6 protein-coding genes are annotated in these 4,865 nt (G+C 70.7%); 4 read left to right on the top strand and 2 right to left on the bottom strand.

Annotated features, from left to right (window positions below; genetic code table 11):
- The coding region (locus EHS43_RS37480) for an MHYT domain-containing protein (RefSeq protein WP_125195086.1) at positions 1–792 on the bottom strand (792 nt) is incomplete at its 3' end.
- Positions 793–1,073: 281 nt separating this feature from the next.
- On the opposite strand from EHS43_RS37480, the gene EHS43_RS37485 reads away from it, so the two are divergent.
- Complete coding sequence (locus tag EHS43_RS37485) at positions 1,074–1,943, top strand: glycerophosphodiester phosphodiesterase family protein (protein WP_125195087.1); 870 nt, start codon at positions 1,074–1,076, stop codon at positions 1,941–1,943.
- 72 nt (positions 1,944–2,015) lie between these two features.
- Positions 2,016–2,570 carry a methylated-DNA--[protein]-cysteine S-methyltransferase gene (locus EHS43_RS37490; RefSeq protein ID WP_125195088.1) on the top strand — a complete coding sequence of 185 codons (555 nt, stop codon included), beginning with the start codon at positions 2,016–2,018 and terminating at the stop codon, positions 2,568–2,570.
- A gap of 27 nt (positions 2,571–2,597) precedes the next feature.
- Here EHS43_RS37490 and EHS43_RS37495 read toward each other — a convergent pair whose 3' ends face one another.
- Positions 2,598–3,026, bottom strand: coding sequence for a VOC family protein (locus EHS43_RS37495; RefSeq protein WP_125195089.1), 429 nt, complete (start codon positions 3,024–3,026; stop codon positions 2,598–2,600).
- Positions 3,027–3,125: 99 nt separating this feature from the next.
- On the opposite strand from EHS43_RS37495, the gene EHS43_RS37500 reads away from it, so the two are divergent.
- Positions 3,126–4,034, top strand: coding sequence for a pseudouridine-5'-phosphate glycosidase (locus EHS43_RS37500; protein ID WP_125195090.1), 909 nt, complete (start codon positions 3,126–3,128; stop codon positions 4,032–4,034).
- Positions 4,031–4,865 (top strand): carbohydrate kinase family protein (locus EHS43_RS37505; RefSeq protein ID WP_125195091.1); only part of this gene is annotated, 835 nt, incomplete at its 3' end. The genes EHS43_RS37500 and EHS43_RS37505, both read left to right, overlap by 4 nt.

Genomic DNA, 4,865 nt, shown 5'->3' on the forward strand with positions numbered 1-4,865 from the left:
GTGCTGGACAAGTTCGCGGGCGGGGACGCCGGGCTTGTTCTCGGCGGGTGACCACACGGGCTTGCCCATGACCATCAGCGGATCGAACATCACGACGACTCCCGCGAGGAGCAGGAAGGCCAGCGGCCCGATCATCATCGGTGCGAGCAGGGAGGTGGCCGAGTCACCGGAGACGGGGGCGGACGTGTTGTGCAGATGGACGCTGAGGGCGGCCATGCCGGTGTAGTGCATGCCCGTCACGGCGAGGCCCATGACCAGACTCGCGCCCACGCTCCACAGGAATCCCCTGACCTGCCCGGCGGCCCACAGGGCCGCGGTCGCCGCGACGACGGCTATCACCACGGAGATGGCGACGGTGACGGTGTTGTACTCCAGCTGACCGTTGAAGCGCATGCCGGCCATGCCCAGGTAGTGCATCGAGGCGATGCCCAGCCCGGTGACGGCACCGCCGGTCATGAGGGGCGTACCGGTCGCTCCCCGGTAGCCGACGATGAAGACCCCGACGCCCACCATGACGATGGCGACGCCCAGGCTCGCGAAGGTCATGGACCTGTCGTAGTGGATAGGCGTCTCCTCGACCTTGAACCCCATCATCGCGATGAAGTGCATGGTCCAGATGCCGGAGCCGATCGCCGCCGAGCCCAGAGCCAGCCAGCCGGGTCGCCAGGATCTGCTGACCAGCATGGATCTGGTGGTGCAGCGCAGGCCGAGGGCACCGCCGAGGCAGGCCATGAGGTAGGCCACCAGCGGTGTGACGAGTCCGTAGCTGAATCCGTCGACCGTGCCTTGCATGCGCGGCTGCCCTTCCGCCCTCTGTACGTCCCGGAATTCCCTGAAATGTGCCCCTTCCCAGCACCGCGCGAGCGGTCAGGGTCGAGGCAGAGAGTATGACTGCCACCGGAATGGTCGAACGATTTTCCGGCAAAGAAACACGCCCTTGCCTCAGTTGTGCGGCACCAGTGAGCGGACTCGGAACACGCCCATTCAGGATGTGTCCATTGTGTACCCCGGTGTCGTTCACGCGGTGCTGTCACAGTGGTGCTGTACGTGATTGCTCGACGCGAGGAGTACGTATGCACGCGCGTGCCGCGACCGCCCTGACCAGCGCGCTCCTGGGGACCGCCGCCCTCCTGCTTCCCGCGAGCGGCGTCCGGGCCGTCGAGGACGGCACGCCACCGGTGGTCATCGCCCACCGGGGAGGCTCCGCCTACGCCCCCGAGAACACCCTGGAAGCGGTCGACGAGGCCGCCCGCCTCGGCGCCGTCTGGGTCGAGAACGACGTCCAGCGCACCAAGGACGGCGAACTGGTCGTCCTCCACGACGACAGCCTTCAGCGCACGACCGACGTGGAGCAGGTCTTCCCCGGCCGGGCTCCCTGGAAGGTGAAGGACTTCACGGCCGCGGAGATCGCGCGCCTGGACGCGGGGCGCTGGTTCGGTGCCGCCTACGCGGGCGCGCGTGTGCCGACGCTGCGGCAGTACGTACAGCGTGTGGATCTTCACGGTCAGAAGCTGCTCCTCGAACTCAAGAATCCGGAGCTCTACCCGGGCATCGAGCGGGAAACCCTCAAGCTGCTCGGCAACGAGGGCTGGCTCGACCGCGAGCACCGCGGCCGACTGATCGTGCAGAGCTTCGACGCGGCCAGCCTGCGGGCGGTGCACGATCTCAAGCCCGCCGTGAAGACCGGCTTCCTCGGCACGCCCTCCGTCTCGGACCTGCACGCGTACGCGGTCTTCGCGGACCAGATCAACCCCTCGTACACCTCCGTCTCCAGGCCCTACGTCTCCGCGGTCCACGCCTTCACCGGCCCGCACGACAAGCCGCTCGAGGTCTTCACCTGGACGGTCGACACCGCGGACGCCGCGCGCAGGGTCGCCGGGTACGGCGTCGACGGGGTCATCACGAACAAGCCGGACGTCGTGCGAGACGCGCTGTCCGGCTGACGGGCTGTCCGGCTGACGGGCCGTTCGCGCAGGTCACCGGGCGTTGTCAGTGGCGGCTCGTACGGTGGTGGCATGAACAGCCATGGGCAGGACGAGCAGCGGATCGTGTGGACCGTCGTCGGCACGGACGTCGGCCCGCTGCTGCTGGCCGCGACCGACGAGGGTCTGGTAAACGTGGTCTTCCACGCCGGCGACCAGGTCCGCGACAAGGCGCTGGAGCGGCTCGCCTCCCGGCTGGGCGCCGAGCCCGTCGAGGCGCCCGGGTCCCCGCTCCTGGCCGAGGCGATAAGCCAGTTCGAGGCCTACTTCGCGGGCGAGCGGCACGACTTCGAGCTGCCTCTGGACTGGTCGCTGATCTCGGGCTTCAACCGGCAGGTGCTGCGCGAGCTGGCGTCCGGCGTGCGGTTCGGCCAGGTCGTCGGGTACGGCGAGCTGGCCGGTCGGGTCGGCCAGCCGGGTGCTGCGCAGGCCGTCGGAGTGGCCATGGGCTCCAACCCGTTGCCGGTCGTAGTGCCCTGCCACCGGGTCGTCGAGAGCGATGGCGGCATCGGCGGGTTCGGCGGCGGCCTGGAGACCAAGCGCAAGCTGCTCGCGCTGGAGGGCGTTCTGCCCGAGCCGCTGTTCTGAGGCGACCCCGATGGAACCCCTCGCAGGTCAGTCGTAGTGGCGTGCCTCGATGACGTTCCCGTCCGGGTCGCGGAAGTAGAAGCTGCGGCGGGCCATTCCGCGGGCGCCGAAGGAGTCGTGCGAGAGGTCCGAGAGGGGCACGGACTGTTCCGCGAGGCGGGCACGGAGTGTCTCGAACTCGTCTGCGGGCAGCGCCAGGCAGACATGATTGACCGGGTGTCCCGCGCTCTCCGCCGCGCCGGGGACCATGTTCATGCCGGCCGCCAGGGCGAGCGGCATGAGGTCGAGGAGGGTCTCGTCGCTGAGCCGTACGGAGGGGAAGGGCACCGCCCCCGCGGCGAAGTCGGTGAGCCTGACGGGTTCCGTGCCCAGGGTCTTCTCGTAGAAGTCGGCCGACGCCACCGGGTCGCGCACCCAGAGGACGACATGGTCGAGACGTATCGAGTTGTCCGTCATGCTCCCCAGGCTGGTGCCCTCCTCCACAGCTCGCAAGGGTTTGGCCGGACGCGCCGCCCGCCAGAGATGAGGGAGAACCGATCGACAGGAGGCAGGCCCGTGGTGCTGGTGTTGTCCGAAGAGGTGCGCGAGGCGATCGACGCGCGTCGACCCGTGGTGGCCCTGGAGTCCACGATCATCGCGCACGGGCTGCCGCGTCCGCGCAATCTCCAGGTGGCGCTGGAGCTGGAGGACGTCGTACGGCAGGAGGGGGCCGTACCGGCCACGATCGCCGTACTGGACGGACGGCCCCGGATCGGCCTGGACAAACAGCAGTTGGAGCGGATCGCCAACGAGGACGGGATCCGCAAGCTGGGGCACCGGGATCTGCCGCTCGCGATGGCCGCCGGGGTGAGCGGGGCGACCACGGTGTCGGCCACGGCCCAGCTCGCGGCGCTGGCCGGGGTGGAGGTGTTCGCGACGGGCGGGCTCGGCGGGGTGCACCGGGAGTGGACGACGACCCAGGACGAGTCGGCGGACCTCGGTCTGCTCGCGCGCACTGCGATCACCGTGGTGTGCGCGGGCGTGAAGTCCATCCTGGACGTGCCCGCGACACTCCAGCGGCTGGAGACACTGGGTGTCGCGGTCGCCGGGTACGGCACGGACCATTTCCCCGGCTTCTATCTGTCCGACTCCGGCTGTCCGGTGGAGTGGCGGCTGGACTCCCCGGAACAGGTGGCGGAGGTCATGCGCGCGCGTGCGGCGCTCGGCGCTCCCGGATCGGCGCTGATCGTCGCCAATCCGGTGCCCGAGGAGGAGCAGCTGGATCCCGAGCTGCACGCGCGTGTGCTCGCGGAAGCGCTCCAGGCGTGCGAGGAGGCCGGAGTGAGCGGTCAGGGGGTGACGCCGTTCCTGCTGGGCTACCTGGTCCAGCACACCGACGGCGCCTCCCTGAGCGCCAATCTGGCGGCGGTGCGGGGCAACGTGCGGCTGGCGGGACGTATCGCGGCCGCCCGGTCCGGGGCGTGACGACGGACGGGCTCGGCACCGGCGCGGCCGTCGGGGGCGGTGCCCTCCTGGTCGTCGGCGATGTCATCACGGACGTCGTCGCCCGGCACCGGGGGCCGCTCGCCGCGGGTACGGACACCGCCGCCGCGATCCGTACGGTGCCGGGCGGGGCGGGGGCCAACGTGGCCTGCTGGGCCGCTCGCCGGGCAGGTACGGAGGTTCGGCTGCTGGGCCGGGTGGGCGTGGACGCGGCTGCCTGGCACGAGCGGGAACTGGCCGCGTGCGGAGTACGGCCGAGGCTGGTCGTCGACGCGGAGGCGCCGACCGGGACGGTGATCTGTCTCGTGGACACCGGTGAGGCCGCCGAGCGCACGTTCCTCACGGACAGCGGCGCGGCACTGCGGCTGGGGCCGGACGACTGGTCGGACGCCTTGCTCGACGGTGTGACGTATCTGCACCTGTCGGGCTATCTCCTGTTCTCGGAGCCCAGCCGGAGGCTGGTGGCGGTGGCGCTGGAGTCGGCACGCGCGCGTGGGGTGCGGGTGAGCCTGGATCCGGCGTCGGCGGGCTTCCTCCGGGAGATGGGGCCGGACCGCTTCCTCTCGCTGATCGAGGGGGTGGACGTCCTGCCGCCGAGCCGGGACGAGGCGTGCCTGCTCACCGGGTTGCCCGATGTGGCGGACGCCGCGGCCAAGTTGAGCCGGCACGTCCCGCTGGTGGTCGCCAAGCAAGGGGCGGACGGGGCGCTGATGGCCCGGTCCGGAACGGTGTACGCCCATGTCCGCGCCGTGGCGGCGACGCCCCGGGACACCACCGGCGCGGGTGACGCGTTCACGGGCGCCTTCCTGGCGG

Source organism: Streptomyces sp. RP5T (assembly GCF_003933965.1).
In the GTDB taxonomy this organism is placed as follows: Bacteria; Actinomycetota; Actinomycetes; order Streptomycetales; family Streptomycetaceae; genus Streptomyces.